This window comes from Bradyrhizobium sp. 23AC, from assembly GCF_054863025.1.
Genome location: NZ_JAVAYN010000007.1, coordinates 240,962 through 258,864 on the forward strand (window position 1 = coordinate 240,962; position 17,903 = coordinate 258,864).

Annotated in this window: 17 protein-coding genes and 1 pseudogene; 6 read left to right on the forward strand and 12 right to left on the reverse strand. The window is 64.5% G+C overall.

The window, feature by feature from the left end; translation table 11 throughout:
• The first annotated feature begins 95 nt into the window (after window positions 1-95).
• From RAD10_RS19195 to RAD10_RS19215, 5 genes are all read left to right on the forward strand, one after another.
• Window positions 96-1,022, forward strand: a complete 927-nt coding sequence (locus tag RAD10_RS19195; protein WP_461618772.1) for an alpha/beta fold hydrolase — start codon at window positions 96-98, stop codon at window positions 1,020-1,022.
• Complete coding sequence (locus RAD10_RS19200) at window positions 1,019-1,612, forward strand: hypothetical protein (RefSeq protein WP_104462683.1); 594 nt, start codon at window positions 1,019-1,021, stop codon at window positions 1,610-1,612. The genes RAD10_RS19195 and RAD10_RS19200 overlap by 4 nt, the downstream gene beginning before the upstream one ends.
• 99 nt (window positions 1,613-1,711) lie before the next feature.
• Window positions 1,712-2,359: a CoA transferase subunit A gene (locus tag RAD10_RS19205; RefSeq protein WP_461618773.1), complete on the forward strand. Its 648-nt coding sequence runs from the start codon at window positions 1,712-1,714 to the stop codon at window positions 2,357-2,359.
• Window positions 2,360-2,363: 4 nt separating this feature from the next.
• The gene (locus RAD10_RS19210) at window positions 2,364-3,014 is read left to right on the forward strand and encodes a 3-oxoacid CoA-transferase subunit B (RefSeq protein ID WP_461618774.1); all 651 of its coding nucleotides are present in this window, start codon (window positions 2,364-2,366) and stop codon (window positions 3,012-3,014) included.
• Window positions 3,015-3,025: 11 nt separating this feature from the next.
• Complete coding sequence (locus RAD10_RS19215; protein WP_461618775.1) at window positions 3,026-3,484, forward strand: MaoC family dehydratase; 459 nt, start codon at window positions 3,026-3,028, stop codon at window positions 3,482-3,484.
• 43 nt (window positions 3,485-3,527) lie between these two features.
• Here the strand turns inward: RAD10_RS19215 and fabI are convergent, their stop codons facing one another.
• The 5 genes and pseudogenes from fabI to RAD10_RS19240 all read right to left on the reverse strand — a co-directional run bounded on the left by fabI (window position 3,528) and on the right by RAD10_RS19240 (window position 9,904).
• Window positions 3,528-4,316: an enoyl-ACP reductase FabI gene (gene fabI, locus RAD10_RS19220; RefSeq protein ID WP_461618776.1), complete on the reverse strand. Its 789-nt coding sequence runs from the start codon at window positions 4,314-4,316 to the stop codon at window positions 3,528-3,530.
• A pseudogene (locus tag RAD10_RS19225) lies at window positions 4,313-5,528 on the reverse strand (acetate/propionate family kinase). Before RAD10_RS19225 ends, fabI begins: the two are co-directional and overlap by 4 nt.
• A 5-nt stretch (window positions 5,529-5,533) precedes the next feature.
• Window positions 5,534-6,496 carry a phosphate acetyltransferase gene (locus RAD10_RS19230; RefSeq protein WP_461618777.1) on the reverse strand — a complete coding sequence of 321 codons (963 nt, stop codon included), beginning with the start codon at window positions 6,494-6,496 and terminating at the stop codon, window positions 5,534-5,536.
• A 29-nt stretch (window positions 6,497-6,525) separates the two neighbouring features.
• Window positions 6,526-8,748 (reverse strand): DUF3141 domain-containing protein, encoded by a 2,223-nt coding sequence (locus tag RAD10_RS19235; RefSeq protein ID WP_461618778.1) that lies wholly within the window; start codon window positions 8,746-8,748, stop codon window positions 6,526-6,528.
• Between the two features lie 64 nt (window positions 8,749-8,812).
• Entirely contained in the window at window positions 8,813-9,904 is a 1,092-nt protein-coding gene (locus RAD10_RS19240) for an AI-2E family transporter (RefSeq protein ID WP_461618779.1), read from the reverse strand.
• A 160-nt stretch (window positions 9,905-10,064) separates the two neighbouring features.
• On the opposite strand from RAD10_RS19240, the gene RAD10_RS19245 reads away from it, so the two are divergent.
• Complete coding sequence (locus RAD10_RS19245; RefSeq protein ID WP_461618780.1) at window positions 10,065-10,586, forward strand: GNAT family N-acetyltransferase; 522 nt, start codon at window positions 10,065-10,067, stop codon at window positions 10,584-10,586.
• Between the two features lie 172 nt (window positions 10,587-10,758).
• Here the strand turns inward: RAD10_RS19245 and RAD10_RS19250 are convergent, their stop codons facing one another.
• From RAD10_RS19250 to RAD10_RS19280, 7 genes are all read right to left on the reverse strand, one after another.
• On the reverse strand, window positions 10,759-11,082 hold the full coding sequence (locus RAD10_RS19250; protein ID WP_091963737.1) for a hypothetical protein: 324 nt from the start codon (window positions 11,080-11,082) through the stop codon (window positions 10,759-10,761).
• 243 nt (window positions 11,083-11,325) lie between these two features.
• A complete protein-coding gene (locus RAD10_RS19255) occupies window positions 11,326-11,643 on the reverse strand; it encodes a hypothetical protein (protein ID WP_028144607.1) in 318 nt (105 codons plus the stop codon).
• Between the two features lie 387 nt (window positions 11,644-12,030).
• The gene (gene ilvD / locus RAD10_RS19260) at window positions 12,031-13,881 is read right to left on the reverse strand and encodes a dihydroxy-acid dehydratase (RefSeq protein WP_461618781.1); all 1,851 of its coding nucleotides are present in this window, start codon (window positions 13,879-13,881) and stop codon (window positions 12,031-12,033) included.
• Between the two features lie 272 nt (window positions 13,882-14,153).
• Window positions 14,154-15,011: an ABC transporter permease gene (locus RAD10_RS19265; protein ID WP_461618782.1), complete on the reverse strand. Its 858-nt coding sequence runs from the start codon at window positions 15,009-15,011 to the stop codon at window positions 14,154-14,156.
• Window positions 15,008-15,937: an ABC transporter permease gene (locus RAD10_RS19270; RefSeq protein ID WP_461618783.1), complete on the reverse strand. Its 930-nt coding sequence runs from the start codon at window positions 15,935-15,937 to the stop codon at window positions 15,008-15,010. Before RAD10_RS19270 ends, RAD10_RS19265 begins: the two co-directional genes overlap by 4 nt.
• Complete coding sequence (locus RAD10_RS19275) at window positions 15,937-16,923, reverse strand: ABC transporter ATP-binding protein (RefSeq protein ID WP_461618784.1); 987 nt, start codon at window positions 16,921-16,923, stop codon at window positions 15,937-15,939. Before RAD10_RS19275 ends, RAD10_RS19270 begins: the two co-directional genes overlap by 1 nt.
• Entirely contained in the window at window positions 16,920-17,903 is a 984-nt protein-coding gene (locus tag RAD10_RS19280) for an ABC transporter ATP-binding protein (protein ID WP_461618785.1), read from the reverse strand. The genes RAD10_RS19275 and RAD10_RS19280 overlap by 4 nt, the downstream gene beginning before the upstream one ends.

Genomic DNA, 17,903 nt, shown 5'->3' on the forward strand with positions numbered 1-17,903 from the left:
CTAGGAAGGTCGCAACGGGGATCTTTGATCTAGCTCAACGGAATCCGCTCGCGACAGTTGAGCATCGTAGCCAGCGATGTCGGTAGTCTTATGCGATGCCCTTTCTCAGTCACGGCTCGTATCGAGTACGCTATGAGCTCGATGGGCCGGCGAGAGCGCCGGCCTATGTTTTCGTCAATGGACTGACACAATATTCCGAGCTATGGGGCGCCTACCGCGAGGCGCTGCTGACACGAGGCTTTCGCGTGGCAACCTTCGATCTCCTTGGTCAAGGGGTCTCCGACAAACCGACGCTATTTATCAGTCAGGACGACCAGGTTGCCGTTCTGAGGCTTCTGATCGAAGCGCTTGGCGAGGGGCCGGTCTTCCTGAGCGGCATCAGTTTCGGCGGCCTGATCGCGCTCCGCTATGCGATCGAGCATGGGCAGCGGCTGTCCGGACTGGTGCCGATGAGCTGCTTCGCCGAGCTGACGCCGCAGCTTTTGCTTCTCGGCAACGCCCTACGGACCGGCCTGATCCTCGGAGGAACAGCCTATCTCCAGGATTTGCTGCTGCCTATGAACCTGTCCGACCAGTGGTTGAAGCCATTGTTGGACAAGCTCGACAGCGTCAAGCGCCAGGGCTGGCTGGTGAACGATGTCTACGCGCTTCAAAATCTGATGGAGTCCTTTCTCGACTTCCAACCGCTAACGCCGCGCCTGTCAGCGATCTCGGCTCCGACCATGATCCTCAATGGTGAGTTCGATTTTCTGACCCCGCGTCATCTGCACGAGACCCTGCGGGTTGAGATCCCGAACAGCTCGCTAGTGATCATTCCCAAGGCGTATCACGCTTTCACACTGGAGAAAGGCGCCCTGACGGCCGATCTTCTCGCGCGCTTTGCCGACGATGTGCTGGCCGGCCGCTGGCAAGGCAATCAAGCGGTATGGGTCGCGCCCGAGGAGCCCGGCGGCGAGCTGACACCGTTCCCTGACGGTTACGATCACCTGCGCGCTATCCCGGTCAAGCGAGCGCTGGCATGAGCGGATTCCTCGGCCCGCTGGACTCAGACGCACGTGTCCCACCGGCGCAGCAGACGCGGATCGCGGCATTCCTGATCTCGGCGCATGGCGCCCTCGCCCGGCAATTCGCCTTCACGCTGCCTGTAAGTCTCGACGCGGCGTGGCAGACGGAATTGAATGCGCAGTTCTATCGCGAGACCGAGATTGTTTCGCTGCTGATGCGCGCCACAAGCTGGGTGCCGGATTTGGCCCTGGGGTACATGGTTGCGTCCTGGGAGACCGCCTGGTTGCCCGCCCCGATCGACGAAATCCCGGACCGTCGCCTCGCCCAGGCGGTTCACCTTGCGACGCTTGCCCATGCCGTGCACGCCGGTATCCGGCCGGCCGCGCTGCTCCCGACCGAGGCCAATGCGCAGGATCCCTTTGTCATGGCGCTGCGGCGAATCGAATTCGAGAGCGGCCGGCTGCTCCAGGCCCAGATTCTGTTCCTCAAGGGCACGGACCTTGCGCCGCATCGGGATGCGGTGAGTGCTATCCTCGAGCAACGTCATGCCAGCGTTCGCAAGCTCTGGCGCGAAACACTAGCGAACATCGGTATCGAGGCATCCTGATCGGAATGACCGGGAGTCTTGACGCAGATCAAAGGAAGAGAGCCGCCCGGCGCCAACATCCGCCTTCTGACATCGTCGGCCGACCCCGGAGTTTCAAGCATGAAGGCCGTTTCCGTCGAAGACGCCGTTGCGATGATTCCGGCGGGCGCAAGCGTTATGGTCGGCGGCTTCATGGGCGTCGGGACACCGGAGCGCCTGCTCGACGAAATCGTGCGTCAGAAGAAGACAGGGCTGACCTTGATCTCCAACGACGCTGCAACGCCCGGCAAGGGCGTCGGCAAGCTGTTCGATCAGGCTCTCGTGTCGAGGCTGATCGCAACGCATATCGGTCTCAATCCGAAGGCGCAGCAGCAGATGCTGGCGAACCTGATCGCCGTCGATCTCGTTCCGCAAGGCACCTTCGTCGAGCGCATCCGCGCCGGCGGATGCGGTCTCGGCGGCGTGCTGACGCCCACGGGCGTCGGGACACTGGTCGCCGAAGGCAAGCGTCAGATCGAGATCGACGGCAAGCCATTCCTGCTGGAAACGGCGCTGCGCGCCCAGTTCGCGCTCGTCCACGCCTTCCTCGCCGATTATCTCGGCAACCTCTCCTACGCGCTCACCTCGCGCAATTTCAACCCGGTCATGGCGATGGCGGCCGACACCGTCATCGTGACAGCCGAGCATATCGTGCCCGTTGGCGTGATTGCGCCCGATCACGTCGTCACCCCCGCGCCGCTCGTCGACTATCTCATCACCAACGGGTGACATCATGGATCCCCAGATCATCATCGCCCGACGAGTCGCCAAGGAGCTGAAGACCGGCAATCTCGTCAATCTCGGTATCGGCATTCCGACCCTGGTCGCAAACTACGTGCCGTCAGATCTGAAGGTGTTCTTCCAGTCGGAGAACGGGCTGATCGGCACAGGGCCGATTCCTGAGCAGGGCATGGCTCATCCGACGCTCACCGACGCCGGCGGGCGTCCCATCAGCGCGTTGCCGGGTGCCTCGACCTTCGACAGTGCGATGTCCTTCGGCCTGATCCGCGGCGGTCATGTCGATGTCACGGTGCTCGGCGGGCTTCAGGTCGACGCGCATGGCCATCTCGCCAACTGGATGATCCCCGGCAAGATGGTGCCGGGCATGGGCGGCGCCATGGATCTCGTCAGCGGCGCCAAGCGCGTCATCGTCGCCATGCAGCACGCGGCCAAGGGCAAGTCGAAGATCGTGGCAAAATGCTCGCTGCCGTTGACCTCGGCGCGGCCCGTCCACCTTGTCGTGACCGACATGGCCGTGATCGGCTTCCCTGGTGGCAGGGCGACCCTCCTGGAAACGGCGCCCGGCATCAGTGTCGGAGAGGTCATGGCTGTCACCGAGGCCGAGCTGGTCGTTCAAGACACCGTCCCGGAAATGAGACTTTGAGCAGAGCGATCATGCGCATATTCAGCGACTTCGACGAGATCAAATCCGCTATCGGCACCGAGATCGGCGCCAGCGACTGGATCGAGATCACCCAGGCACGCATCAACCAGTTCGCCGAGGCGACCTGCGACGAACAATGGATCCATGTGGACCAGGAACGTGCCAGCAAGGAGATGCCCGGCGGCAAAACCATCGCTCATGGCCTGCTGTCACTCGCCCTGGCGCCGCTGTTCATCCGCTCTGTCATCGGCCTGAAGGGCCTTCGCAACACGCTGAACTACGGCGCTGACCGGATCAGGTACCTCGCCCCGGTGCCGGCGGGCTCAAGACTGCGCGGCCGGGTCACGGTCGCCGAAGCCGAGGACGTGCCGCCGGACGGACTGCGCGTGAACTATCACCTCGTGATCGAGCTCGAGGGCGGCAAGAAGCCCGCCTGCGTCGCCGAGCTCATCGCCCTGCACTATCGCTGAAAACGACATGTCGGAAACAGCCTCATGCAGCGCGCATGCCTGATCAGTCGATGATGTGATACCCGCCATCGATATATAGCACACCACCGGTGATCAGCTTGGCGCCGTCGAGTGCGAGAAAGGCGGTCGCGTTGCCGACATCATCGATGCTGACCAGACTGCGCGACGGTGCCTTGGACTGCGCCTTGTCCATGAGTTCATCGAATTCGGGAATGCCTGACGCGGCGCGGGTCGCAAGCGGTCCCGGCGAGATCGCGTGCACACGGATGCCTTTCGGACCCAATTCAGCGGCAGCATAGCGAACCGAGGCTTCGAGCGCTGCCTTCGCCACGCCCATGATGTTGTAGTTCTCCACCACCATCTGGCTGCCGTAATAGGTCATTGTGAACATCGTGCCGCCGTTCTTCATCAGGGGCTCGGCAAGATGCGCCATCCGGAGGAACGACCAGCAGGAGACGTCCATGGTCTTCAGAAAGCCGTCGCGGCCAACGTCGACGACGCGGCCGTGCAGTGCCTCCTTGGGTGAAAAGGCGATGGAATGCAGCAGGAAATCGAGCTGTCCCCACTCCGACTTGATGCGCTCGAACACGGCTTCAGTCTGGCCTTCGACCATAACGTCGAGCGGCATGAAGATCGGCGCTTCCAGCGCCTGCGCCAGCGGCTCGACATGCTTCTTGGCGCGGTCATTCAGATAGGTGACGGCGAGATCAGCCCCGAGCGCCCGAAAAGCCCTGGCGCAACCCCATGCGATTGACTGATCGTTGGCGATACCGACCACTAGGCCCTTCTTGCCTTTAAGGGCGACCTTGCTGTCCGGAAATATTGGAATCATGACACCCTCTTATGTCTGGTGTTACGCGAATGGCCGTTTCATCAGCAGCGACAACGTGTGCTGCGCGATCATCAACTCCTCGTCCGTCGGGATGACATAGACAGGAATGAGACTGTTCTTCGCCGAGATGAGGCTCGAATGGCGCGCGTTCTCGGCCTCATCGAGTGTCACGCCGAGCCAGCGGAGCTGCTCTGCCACACGCGCGCGGATGCCGCTCGAGTTTTCGCCGATGCCGGCTGTGAAGACGAAGGCATCAAGGCCCTGAAGCGCGGCGGCAAGCATGCCGGCATTGAGGCCGATGCGATAGGTGAAGTAGTCGACAGCGAGCCTTGCTTGCGGATCGGTGCTCGCCTCAAGCTCGCGCATGTCGTTGCTGACGCCGGAGAGACCTTTCAAGCCGCAGTCGCGATAGAGGAACCCCTGCGCCTCGGGGGCAGTCATTCCCTTTTCCGAGATCAGGTACAACACGACGCCCGGATCGAGCTGGCCTGGGCGTGTGCCCATCGGCAGCCCGTCGAGCGCCGTGAAGCCCATCGTGCTCTCGACGCTCAGCCCGTCCTTCATGGCGCACATCGAGGCACCGCTGCCGAGATGGGCGACGATCACCCGGCGCTTTGCGATATCAGGCGCGATCTGCGGCAGGCTCCTGGAGATGTATTCATAAGAGAGACCGTGGAAACCGTAACGCCGCACGCCTTCGGCGTGGAGCCGGTGCGGGATCGCGTAATGATCGGCCAATGGACCATGCGTGCGATGAAATGCAGTGTCGAAACATGCGACCTGTGGCACCGTCGGGAAATTGGCGAGGATCGAACGGATCGGGGCCAGATTGTGCGGCTGGTGCAATGGGGCTAGCGCAACGAACCGCTCTAGCCGCGACACCACACCATGATCGACCAGAACCGGCCGCTCATAGTCCGGCCCACCGTGGACCACGCGGTGCCCAACGGCGAGAGGATTGACACGAACCTCACTCCGCAGCCACTCGCCTGCCACGCTCATTGCCGCCGGAACGTCAGGAATCGCCTCGATCGGATAGGCCCGGTCGGCCATGGGATCGCCGCCAGCGCCGTTCGCGCGCAGACGCGGGCGGCTACCGATACCCTCCACCTGGCCCTTGATCATCCGAAGAAGCCGGCCTTCGCCCTCGACGACAAAGACCTGGAACTTGACGCTTGATGAGCCGGCGTTGACGACGAGGATGGTGTCCATAGCCGTCAAGCCGCAACTGTCGGCGCCTTTTGGCGCCGCGCGTAAGCGTAGAGCGCAGCCACCGCACAGGAGGCCATCCGTGCCCGCGGAGAATCCGCGCGCGAGGTCAGGACGACGGGCACCCGGGCGCCGAGCACGATGCCGGCACCGTCCGCCTTGGCGAAATACGCGAGGTTCTTCGCCAGCATGTTGCCCGACTCCAGATCCGGAACCATGAGGATCTGGGCCCTGCCGGCAACTTCGGACGTGATGCCCTTGATCCGCGCAGCCTCGGGGTCAATGGCATTGTCGAAGGCCAACGGACCATCGAGCAAGCCGCCGGCAATCTGGCCGCGATCGGCCATCTTGCAGAGCGCTGCGGCCTCGATCGTCGAGGGGATTTTCGACGTCACCGTCTCGACCGCCGACAGGATTGCAACCCGCGGGGTGTGGCCGAAGCCGGCTTCGTTGAAGAGATCGATCGCGTTCTGGATGATGTCACGCTTGGCGTCGAGATCGGGGAAGATGTTGATGGCGGCATCCGTCACAAAGATGGTCTCGGCATAGGCGGGTACGTCCATGACGAAGACATGGCTGATGCGCCGGTCGGTCCGCAGGCCGCCAACCTTGGCCGTCACCGCTCGCATCAGCTCGTCGGTATGCAGGCTGCCTTTCATCAGCAGCTCGCCCCGCGCGGCGTGGATTAGCTCGACGCCCTTGGCCGCGGCATCATCGCTATGAGCGGCATCGACGATCTCGAAGCCGGATACGTCGAGATCGAATCTGGCGGCGATATCCTTGATCTTCCGCTCCGGTCCAACCAGGATTGGCCGAATGATGCCGGCACTCGCGCTATCGACGGCGCCGCGCAGCGAGGTTTCGTCACAGGGGTGCACGACCACGGTCGGCGTCGGCGGCGCGGCCCTGGCCGCCGCTATCAAGCGATCATACTTGCTGCCGGATTGAACGTCCGTTGCCTCAGTCAACATCCTGTCACTCCCGCTTCCGCCAATGCGCGTCACGACGCTTTGGCCTTGGGGTCGAAAGGGGCGACGTTTGACGTCCACTCTTTTTCCCCTTCCAGCCCAAACAACTCGGCAACTTGCCTCAGGCGGTTGGCGCGCTCGCCGGTAAGGTCTTCGCTTGCCGATAGCACCTCGCGCATCGCGACGAAGGCCGCGCGACGCTGGTTCATGTCGTCAGGCAACAGCTTGGGGATGGCCGCGAGCGAGCCACCGCGATCGAGCAGCAGCATGAAGAACTGCTCGCGCACCAGCATCTTGAACTCGGCGAGCGTCATCCGCGGGCCGGCTTGATCACGCCGGACCCGCCGCAGCGCCTCGATGCTGCGTTCGTCGACCATGCCACGCGCCGAGCCGACATAGAGCAGCGCGCGGATCGCCGCCTCGCGCAGGCCGCCCTCCTCGATGTGTGACTTCAGCTCGGCAATTCGCTTGGCGAGCATCGCCTGATGCTCGGCGGACATCTCGCGGCGGCGGGACGGTACCGAGTTGGGGTCAATGCCTACGGCGGCCTGAAGCAGCGGCGAGCCATAGACGTTCAGGAAGACGGTCTCGCTGAGCGCTTCCTGCGCATCACGCCAGCTATCCAGCGCATGGACGATCTGCTTGGACATCTGCTCCTGGAGCACCAAGAACGGATTGTCTTTCGATACCGGCTTGCGCTTATCCTCGACCCGATCGGCAGCCGCCTTGATCGTGGACATCCAGGGATTTTGGCTGCTGAAGAGCTCATATTGCAGTCGGAGCGGGTGCATATTGCGCGCCGATTCCGCTAGCTGCGGCGTCACCATGCCCTTCACGAAGGGCCGCAAGAACTTCTGATAAGCCGCGAGATTGAGCTCCGAGACGCGCTTGGCAGCAGCAAATCGCCGCTCATCCTCTGGAGAATTGCCGCCCATCGCTCGGATGTCGTCCAGCGTCCGTGCTTCGCAACGCATCACCCACTGCCCTGCCGCAAGATCGGCGTTGAGTGTCTCGTTACCGCGGGCCTCGAAAGTGGCCTCATAGAGCCCAGGCGGCAGCACGTCGATAAGGTCAATATTGCTGGAGAATTCCGCGTGCTCCTTCTTGGCCACCCCTCCGGACACGAAGATGCCGAGATGACCGATGCTCTCATGAACGGTATACACGATGGTTTGGCCGTAGGCCCTGATCTCGTCGACACTGGAATAGCAATCCAGGATCCAGCCCAACGCCTGCTGCGGCGGGGTGACGTTGTCACCCTGGGAGCAGAAAACGACGATCGGCGAGCGAATGTTGCGCAGATCGACTTTCTGCCCGTCTGACATCTCGATCCGGCCTGCGGCAAGATTGTTGCCGATGAACAGCTCATCGACGATGAACTGGATCTCCTCGGCATTGAGGTTGACGTGCCCACCCCACCAGCGCTCGAAGTCGAGGTAACGTTCCGCCTCGGAATCGACCTTGGAATAGACGTTGTACTGCTTGGTCCAGAGCGTATTCGAGGGGTTCTGGTTCTCGAAATTCTGTACCAGCCAGGCACCGTCGAACTTGCCAGCGCCGAGATCACTCGTCAGCGCGGTGAGCCAGCTTCCGCCCAACAGGCCGCCAGAATATCGCATCGGATATTTGCCGTGCACGCCTGCCCAATAGGCAAGCGGCGCGCCGGCGATGATAAGAGGGCCAAATAGCTCAGGTCGCAACGATGCCAAAATCATGACGGCCCAGCCGGCCTGGCAATTGCCGATCACGCAGGGCTTGCCGTCCGCTTCCGGATGGCGGTCGATGACGGTCTCGATGAATTTCGCTTCCGCCCGCGCGATGCGCTCGATGGTCTGGCCGGGCATGGGCTCAGGCAGGAACCCGATGAAGTAGCAGGGATGTCCCGCTCTCATCGCGACGCCGATCTCGCTGTCCGCCTTGAAGCCGCCGATTCCGGGACCGTGGCCGGCGCGCGGATCGACCACGACGAATGGCCGCCGGCTCATGTCGATTTCGACGTCCTTGGGCGGAACGATGCGCACCAGCGCATAGTTGACCGGCTCATCAAGCTTCCGGCCGTCCGTCATCAATTCAGCGGCATACTGCAGGACATGCGGCGCGGTTTGCGCGACATGCTCGCGATACTGATCGCCGCGCTGGCGCATGATGTCCAAAAAGAGGACGCTGCGCTGTCCTGCATCGACCATGTATTCCACGGCCGAAGCGACCAACCCAGACAGCGGGCCATCGGGGAGCTTCAAATTTTCAATCGCCATGTTCGACCTCGTCGTCGCGCAATGCATTCAAGCGGCGCCGCCATCGCCGAGACGTTGATTTAAGTCAACGGTCAGGGACAAGCTGCGCAGGCGGTACGGCCCAGTCGATGCGGATCCAGGCCGCTGTGAGTTCCCAGGCGACAGAGAGAATGATCGGTCCGATGAACAGACCGATGATCCCATGCGCGAGCGTGCCACCGATCACTCCGATCAGGATGACCAGCGCCGGCGTGGAGAGGCCCCGTCCCATGACCAGCGGCTTCAGGATGTTGTCGAGAAGACCGACTATGACGAGGAATACGGTCAGGAGCAGCGCCGTGGTGACGTCCTTGTCCATCCAGATCCAGATGACGACCGGAATGAGGACTATCCCCGCACCGAGCTGCACGATCGACAGCAGCAGAACAATGACGGCGAGCAGCCCCGCGCTCGGGATGACCGCCAGCTTGAATCCGATGCCGGCGAGCAGCGCCTGAATAATGGCGACGCCGATGACGCCTTGCGACACCGCCCGGATGGTCCCAGCCGCCAGCTCGAGGAAATGTTCGCCCTGTTCCGGCACGATTCGGAACAGGAAGCCGCGGATCGCACTGACGAGCTGCGGGCCATATGGAAAGAGAAATCCGGCGACCAGCACCGACATCAGGAATTTCAGCGTGCCGAGGCCGGCGCTGCCTGCGAATGACAGCATCATGCCCGCAATCGGCTTCAGATATGGCGCAACCTCGCGCACGGCCGCGCGGATGTTGGTGTAGGCCTGATTCCAGAGATCGTAGAGCTGCGGCCCGACCAGCGGCCAGTCCTTGATCCGCTCCGGCGCCGCCTGCAGCACGAGATCGCCGCTGCCGAGTTGCCCTGCGAGCTCCCTGACCCCCTCAACCGCACTGAGGCCGAGCCAGGCCGCCGGACCGATGACGATGCCGAGCATGGTGAAGGTGAGGAGCACCGCCGCTGTCCGCGGGCGGCCGCCCAGACATTTCGCGAGCCAGTTGAAGACCGGATAGAACGCCACGGCAAGCACCGCGCTCCAGGTCAGGATCGGCACGAAGGGACGGATGATGAGGAGCGTCCACAGGATCAGCAGTGCAAGCAAGCCGAGCCGGATCACGAGCTGAACGACGTCGCTGGTGGAAAAAAGTTGGCGAAGTGTCTTCAAGGTCTGAGGCCTGCGCCCGGCTGATTGGCTCCATGCGGAAAGCCTAGCGGCCGGACCGGGACTGCAGGCTTGATCCAAATCAACCGGCAAAGGACTGAAGGCGGCCTGATGGGACGGGTGCCGTGGTCACGTAGCGGCTCAACAATTGCGGCGCGAACGCATGTCGAATGCAGCAAATTACGCGCGAAACGAACAGCTCCGCGACGGTACGGCCGTGGAGATCCGTGCTCTCCGGCCAGATGACGAGGCCGCCATGCTGGCCGCGCTTGGCGAGGTGGGCACACAGTCCCTCCAGCGCCGCTTCTTCATGCTAAAACGTCATTTCTCCGAGAAGGAGCGCGCCTATTTCGTCGAAGTCGACTTCAAGAACCATGTGGCGCTGGTCGCGTGTGTGGCGAATGCAGGTCGGAGCACCATCGTGGGCGGCGCGCGATATGTCGCAGCCGGCCCGGGCTGCGCCGAGACGGCCTTCATGGTGATCGACGCCTGGCAAGGACGCGGCATCGGCGGACTGCTGCTGCGTCACCTGATCAGCCTTGCCCGCGAAGCCAGGCTGAAGGAACTGACCGCGGAGGTGCTGCCGGACAACGCCGCGATGCTCAGGGTTCTTGGCAGATTTGGGTTCGAACGCGCAGAACGCCGCGAACCTGATACGGTCCATATGGTACTGACGCTGACCTGATAGAAGCTCTCGGACGACGCCTCAAGCTCGCGCAAAATACTGCCGCCTTCTGATACATGTAGCTCGGCAACATGGGCTTACCGGTTCAAAGATCCGCTCCCTTTACACCGCGCAAAAGAAAGCGGCGCCCCGTGAGGAGCGCCGCGCGAATGTTCTTCGTGACTGCGTCAGCTCAGTACCCGCAGGACGCGCATCCCATCTGCACCGGGGCGTAATAGGAATACCCTGGCGAGACCATCTGGACGCGCTGGCGCGTGGCGTATTGCGGGGGGATGCGCTCGTACTGAACGCTCGGCGGCGCGACCATCACGGTCTGCGGGACCATCACGGTGCGGTACTGCGCGGGCGTGCGATGCGCGACGACGGAGCCCGGGGAGACCATCACCGTCTCGTCGACGGTGCGGTACTGCGGCGCGACGTATTGCTGCTGATAGCAGGTCTGGCACGGCGGCGGTGCGTAGCAATTGTAGCAGCCGGCGGAGGCTGCGCCCGTCATGGAAATCGCGGCGACGGCGGTGGAGAAAACAACAGCGAAAGTACGAGACATTGCGGTGGCGCCCCAGTTGCCCAAAAATGGATTTGCGAAGGTCGCAGGCAGTATACGCCGCAAAATCCAGGGCTGCCGAACTTCGTCGGGGCATCCTTAATGCGAACGGCCAATCGCGGTCGACCGGTAAGAACTCATTGACCACGCGCATTAACGCGAAAGGCGCTCATTCGCCTCCGTCAAGCTCGAGCTTCAGCGCCTCGCCGCTCTTTCCAAAAACTCCAGCAGCGAGGGATCTGTCTCCTCGAATTCGACAAAGCGGCGGCGCAGCTCGTCCGCTATTTCTGCGGTGGCATCTCGTGACCATCCTTCCGCGGTATTGAAGGCCACGACACGTGCCGGATGGAGATATTGCCCCTCGACGAGATGTCTGAGCAGGGTCGCCCGATTGGCGTCCTCCTCGGCAGTTTCACACCAGGCGCGGCCGAGCCGCCGGCCGAAATCATCGAGCACGAGATAGACGTCCCGGTCTGTCGTCATGTGCGGCACGAGCGATGGAGATTGACTCATGGCTTACTCCGCTAATGGCATCCGGACTGTTGCGGAGGATACGGCGACCGCCTGGCCGGATTCGGAAAAATGGATTTCGGCTATTTTTCTTAGGATTGCACGATTAAATAAAAAAACAACGAAAATAAATAAAAATTAAATAGCAAAGTGAGCACAAATACACTAAATTCACAGGGCCTGGCGGGCGAGCCCGCACGTCGGGTGCCCACTTCGCAAAGCGGCTCCCGCCTCCACCCCCAATAGCCCACACCCCAGGAGGCGGGGGCCGTTTCTTTGCGACCCCCGTCCCGGCTTCACATCTCTGTCCTGCAACGGCGCATCTGCGCGCTCGCGGGGGACCGCGAGCGCTCCGGAGGATTCGATTCCCGTCTGTAGCGGGGCGAGGCGTTATTTCGGACGCCGCTTCACTTCGCGCACGGCGCCGCGCGCGGCGCTGGTGGTGAGCGCGGCGTAGGCCTGCAGCGCGGTCGAGACGTTGCGCTTGCGCGCAGCCGGCTGCCAGGCGGCATCGCCCTTCGCCTCTTCCGCGGCGCGGCGCTTTGCGAGCTCCTCGTCGGAGACCTCTAGGCTGATGCTGCGGTTCGGGATGTCGATCGCGATGCGGTCGCCGGTGCGCACCAGGCCGATGTTGCCGCCCTCGGCGGCTTCCGGAGACAGATGGCCGATCGACAGGCCCGACGAGCCGCCGGAGAAGCGGCCGTCGGTGACGAGCGCGCAGGCTTTGCCGAGGCCCATCGATTTCAGGTAGCTCGTGGGATAGAGCATCTCCTGCATGCCGGGGCCGCCGCGCGGGCCTTCGTAGATGATGACCACGATCTCGCCGGCGACGACCTTGCCGCCAAGGATGCCTTCGACGGCCGCATCCTGACTTTCGAACACGCGCGCGGGGCCGGAGAATTTCAGGATCGAGGCGTCGACACCCGCGGTCTTCACGATGCAGCCATCCTGCGCGAGATTGCCGTAGAGCACGGCGAGGCCGCCATCCTTGCTGAAGGCGTGCTCGAGGTCGCGCACCACGCCCTTCTCGCGGTCGGCATCGAGCTCGTCGTAGCGGCGCTCCTGGCTGAAGGCGACCTGGGTCGGGATGCCGCCGGGCGAAGCGCGGAAGAAGGTGCGGACCGCTTCGCTCTTGGAGCGCTTGATGTCCCAGCGTTCCAGCGCGTCGTTCATGGTCGGCGCATGCACCGTCGAGACCGAGGTGTCGATCAGGCCGGCGCGGTCGAGCTCGCCCAGAATGCCCATGATGCCGCCGGCACGATGCACGTCCTCGACATGCACGTCGGCGACCGACGGCGCGACCTTGCACAGCACGGGCACACGACGAGAAAGCCGGTCGATGTCCTTCATGGTGAATTCCACCTGCCCTTCATGGGCGGCGGCGAGCAGATGCAGCACGGTGTTGGTCGAGCCGCCCATGGCGATGTCGAGCGTCATCGCGTTCTCGAACGCCTTGAAGTTGGCGACGTTGCGCGGCAGCACCGAAGCATCGTCCTGCTCGTAATAGCGACGGACGAGATCGACGATGGTGTGGCCGGCCTCGACGAACAGGCGCTTGCGATCGGCATGGGTTGCCACGACCGTGCCGTTGCCGGGCAGCGCCAGGCCCAGTGCCTCGGTCAGGCAGTTCATCGAGTTGGCGGTGAACATGCCCGAGCAGGAGCCACAGGTCGGGCACGCCGAGCGCTCGATTACCTTGACGTCGTCGTCGCTGACCTTGGAATCGGCTGCGGCCACCATGGCGTCGATGAGGTCGACGGCCTTGGTCTTGCCCTGCAGCTTGACCTTGCCGGCCTCCATCGGGCCGCCCGAGACGAACACGGCGGGAATGTTGAGCCGCAGCGCGGCCATCAGCATGCCGGGCGTGATCTTGTCGCAGTTGGAGATGCAGACGAGGCCGTCGGCGCAGTGCGCGTTGGCCATGTACTCGACGCTGTCGGCGATCAATTCGCGCGACGGCAAGCTGTAGAGCATGCCGTCATGGCCCATCGCGATGCCGTCGTCGACCGCGATGGTGTTGAACTCCTTGGCGACGCCGCCGGCCTGCTCGATCTCGCGGGCCACGAGCTGGCCGAGGTCCTTGAGATGGACGTGGCCGGGCACGAATTGGGTGAAGGAATTGACGACCGCGATGATCGGCTTGCCGAAATCGGCGTCCTTCATGCCTGTCGCGCGCCAGAGGCCGCGGGCACCCGCCATGTTGCGGCCGTGGGTGGTGGTGCGGGAGCGATAGGCTGGCATGGCGGTTTCCGTCCTCGGTTTGACCGGCCGGGCGGGAAAATCTGGTGCCGCCTCAGGCCTTTGTGGCCGGATAGCGCACGCGGGGAACGCGCGCAACGGGAACTTGGGGCGGACAGGGCTCCCCTGCTCCCGGCGCGGGGTCTCTCACATGCCCCGGACGCAGCGCAGCGTCTCTTCGACGGTGCGCTGCAGAGCCGGGGCCCATGTGGCAGCGAGTGCTCGGCCTTCTGGGTCCCGGCTCGCGCTTCGCGCGTCCGGGACACGAGAACGTCCTACTGCAGCGTCGGATCGAGCCGGTCGCGCAGCCAGTCGCCGATGGCGGACACCGCCAGCGTGGTCACGACGATTGTGGTGGCCGGGGCCAGCATGATCCAGGGCGCCCGGGTCAGATATTCGCGGCCGTAGCCGACCATGTTGCCGAGGCTGGTCATCGGCGGCTGCACGCCCAGGCCAAGGAAGGACAGGCCCGACTCCATCAGGATCACCTCGGGGAAGACCAGGGTGGTCGAGACGATCAGGGTCGAGGCGATGTTGGGCAGGATGTGCCGGAGGTAAATCCGGGGCGGCGTTGCGCCTAACTGGCGGACCGCGGCGGCGTAGCCTTGCGCATTGGCGGAGATGGCAAGGCCGCGGGCGATGCGGGCATAGCGCTCCCAGCCGAATAGTCCCATCAGGCCTATCAGCAGCGGCAGCGAATTGCCGAAGAAGGCGAGCACCGCGAGCGCCATGATCAGGAAGGGCATGCTGGCCTGGAAGTCGGTCAGCATCAGCACGAGCTGCTCGACCACCCCGCGGAAATGCGCGGCAAGGAAGCCGAGCGTGGTGCCGACCACCGCCGAGATGGCGGTCGCGCCGAAGGCGATCAGCAGCGAGATCCGGATGGAGACGAGCAGCCGCGACAGCACGTCCCGGCCGAGCTCGTCGGTGCCGAGCCAGTGCGCGGCGTTGCCGGGCGCGGCCAGCCGATTGCGCAGATCAAGCTGGGTATAGCCGTAGGGCGCGATCTTCTCGGCGAAGGCTGCAATGACCAGCATCGCGACGATCCAGGTCACCGCGAGCGCGACCGAGACCGGGATCGCCGGAAGGCCGATGCGGCGGACGGCCGCGTCCTTCAGCGTCGCGTCGGTCATGCGTGGGCCCCTTTCGCGCGCAGCCGCGGATCGAGGAAGCCGTAGAGGAAGTCGACTATGAGGTTGGACGTCACCATGGTCATCGCGACCAGCAGCAGGATGCATTGCACGACGGCGAGGTCGCGATTGGCAACCGCAACAACGAGAAGCCGCCCTACTCCCGGCCAGGCAAACACGCTCTCGACCACGACGGCGCCCGCGATCAGCGTGCCCACCATGAAGCCCAAAATAGTGACGGTCGGGATCGCCGCATTCGGCAGCGCATGCGACGTCACCACCCTGCGCCACGGCACGCCCTTGGCAGAGGCGGTGCGGATATAGGGCTGGCCCAGCACCTCCAGCATCGCGCTGCGGGTGAAGCGCGCCAGCACGGCGGCGCCGCCGAGGCTCAGCGTCGCAATGGGAAGGATCGCGTGGCGCCAACTGTCCTGCCCGCCCGAGGGCAGCCAGCCGAGCTGCACGGCGAAAACCAGTACCAGCAGCAGCGCAAGGACAAAACTCGGCACGGTGAAGCCGGCGACCGCCGTCATCATCACGGCGCGGTCGATTGCGGAGCCCCGATGCAGCGCGGCGTAGATGCCGGCGGGAACGCCGAGCGCGACCTTGAAGGCGAAGGCCGGCAAGGTCAGCGCCAGCGTCGCCGGAATCCGCTCCAGCACCAGCTCGATCGCGGGCCGTCCGTCGCGCATGGAGCGGCCGAGCTCTCCTCGCGCGATGGCGCCGAAATAATCGAGATACTGAAACCAGATGGGATCATCGAGACCCCAGGCCTTGCGGAACGCCGCGAGCACCTCGGGCGGCGCTTCCGGTCCCAGGATCATCAGCGCGGGATCGCCGGAGAGACGCAGCACCACGAAGGCGAAGGTGACGACGAGCACGATCGTCAGCGCCGCGCGTCCGATGCGGATGGCGAAATAGCGTCCCATCACGCGGCGTCCCGAGTCTCGGCGCCGGTGACGAGATGACAGGCGACCTGCCTGTTGCCGCCGACGGCCGCGAGCGCCGGCGCCTCGCGCGCACAGCGCGCGATCGCGCGCGGGCAGCGCGGATGGAAGGCGCAGCCTTGCGGTCGCGCGGCTGGGTTCGGCGGATCGCCTGCCAGCACGATGCGGCCGGCGCTGCGGCGGCCCGGCGCCGGCGAGGCCGAAACCAGTGCCTGGGTGTAGGGATGCTCGGGGCCCGCGAACAGATCGTCCGCGCTGCCGATCTCGACGATGCGGCCGAGATACATCACGGCGACGACATTGCTGATCTGCCTGACGACGCGCAGATCGTGGCTGATGAACAGCAAGGTGAGCGAGAGCTGCGCCTGGAGATCGCAAAGCAGGTTCACCACCTGCGCCTGGATCGAGACGTCGAGCGCGCTGACCGGCTCGTCGCAGACCAGGAAATCGGGCTTTGTGGCGAGCGCCCGCGCCAGCACGATGCGCTGACGCTGGCCTCCGGACAGTGCGCCCGGATAACGCGCGCCATGCGCAGGCGTCAGCTCGACGGCGCGCAGCAATTCGCGGACGCGCTCCTCGCGCGCGTCGGGCGAGCCGAGGCCGTGAATGTCGAGGGGCTCTCGGATTTGCGCCGCGACCGGCAAACGCCGGTCCAGTGCGCCCAGCGGGTCCTGGAAGATCATCTGCATGCGTGCCCGCTGCGCGCGCCAGGCCGCCGTGCCCGGCGTCGCCATCGGCTTGCCATCGAACCTCACCTCGCCGCTATCGGGCGGCTCGAGGCCGAGCACGATACGCCCGGTGGTGGACTTGCCCGAGCCGGACTCGCCGACGAGGCCGAGCGTCTCGCCTTTAGGGATCGTCAGTGACACACCGTCGACGGCACGGACCGCCGTGCTGCGGCCGAACATGCCGGAGCGCATCGAATAACTGCGGGAGATTTCGGACACCTCGACGAGCGGCGGGCTCATTCGGCCGCGATCCCGAGCAGCGCGCGGCGCGAAGCTTCGGCGCGGATGCAGGCAACAGCGCGGCCGTCCGCGATCGGCGCCAAGGTCGGCGCGGCACGGCTACACGGCTCGGACGCCAGCGTACAGCGCGGCGCGAAGGCGCAGCCATCAGGCATCATCGCGGGATCGGGCACGGTGCCGGGAATGGCGGTGAGACGGCGGCGTGGTCCGTCGAGCGGCGGCAATGCGCCGATCAGGCCCTGGGCATAGGGATGCACGGGATCGGCAAAAAGCTGATTGGCGGGGGCCTGCTCGACGATACGGCCGGCATACATCACCGCGACGCGATCGCAGTTTTCCGCGACGACGCCGAGATCGTGGCTGATCAGCACCATCGCCATGCCCATCTCGCGGCGAACCGTCGAGAGCAGCTCCAGGATCTGGGCCTGGATGGTGGCATCGAGCGCCGTGGTCGGCTCGTCCGCGACGAGGAGGTCCGGATTTCCGGCGAGCGCCATCGCGATCATGATGCGCTGGACCTGGCCGCCGGAGAATTCGTGCGGATAGGCCTCCAGCCGCCGGCTCGCGTCGGGAATGCCGACGAGATCGAGCAGCCGTCGCGCTTCCGCCTTCACGGCGTTGCCTTGGAGATCGCGATGCAGCGCCAGCGCTTCGCAGAGCTGCCTGCGGATGGTCAAGACCGGGTTGAGCGCGCTCGCCGGATCCTGGAAGATCATGGCGACGCGCCCGCCCCTGACCTGGTCGAGCTGGGCGGCCGGCGCGCCGAGGATCTCGCGTCCGTCGAGCCGCACCGAGCCCGAGACCTTGGCATGCCGCGGCAACAGCCCGAGCGCGGCAAGCCACGTCACCGACTTGCCCGATCCGGACTCGCCGACGAGGCCGAGAGCCTCGCCCTTGCCAAGAGCGAGATCGACACCGCGCAGGACCGGCACGCCGTTGAAGGCGACGCTCAGGCCTGCAATGCTGACCAGCGGCGACAC